1 protein-coding gene is annotated in these 545 nt (G+C 73.4%); it reads left to right on the top strand.

Annotated features, from left to right (window positions below):
* Positions 1-99: 99 nt before the first annotated feature.
* A partial coding sequence (locus ACTJI6_RS24205) for a hypothetical protein (protein WP_440804338.1) occupies positions 100-545 on the top strand: 446 nt, incomplete at its 3' end.

Raw genomic sequence — 545 nt, 5'->3', positions numbered from 1 at the left:
TGACGCCCGCGCCGTCGCGGCGCGTCCTCCTCTCTCCCCATCCTCCTGTCACCCGCGCCGGCGGGCCGCGCCCGCATGTCTTTCCGAAGGATCCCTCCCATGACCCGATCTTTTCCCGCCCTGCTCGGCACCGTGGCCACGCTGTGTCTTGTCTCGCCCGCGCTTGCCGAGGAGGCCCGCTACTACACCTCGCAGTCCGTCACCTGCGACGGCCGCAGCCATGTCCTGGAGCTGCGCGTCGCCCCGGAGGACGAGCCCAACATCCGGCTGTTCTGGCGGGGCACGGACAACCGCATCTCGGGGCGCGACTGGCACCTGCCGGCGGAGTTCCTGGCGGGACAGCCGGTCGTCCTCGACCAGGCCGCCACCTATCCCAAGGCCAGGCTGGAGGGCCTCGACGGCGACGCGCCGACGCTGCGGCCCATGGGCTTCGACGGCGCCCCCCTGCCCGATTGCGAGGCCTTCGTCTTCGCGCCGGCGGACGCCCCCGCCGCCCGCTACGACGCCGTGCTGGCGATGCTGGAGGCGGACGCGCCCTCTCCCGC

This window comes from Paracoccus sp. 22332 (genome assembly GCF_052045125.1).
Taxonomy (GTDB): Bacteria; Pseudomonadota; Alphaproteobacteria; order Rhodobacterales; family Rhodobacteraceae; genus Paracoccus; species Paracoccus haematequi_A.
Note: the sequence above shows the minus strand (reverse complement) of the source record. Positions and strands in the feature narration are given on the sequence as shown.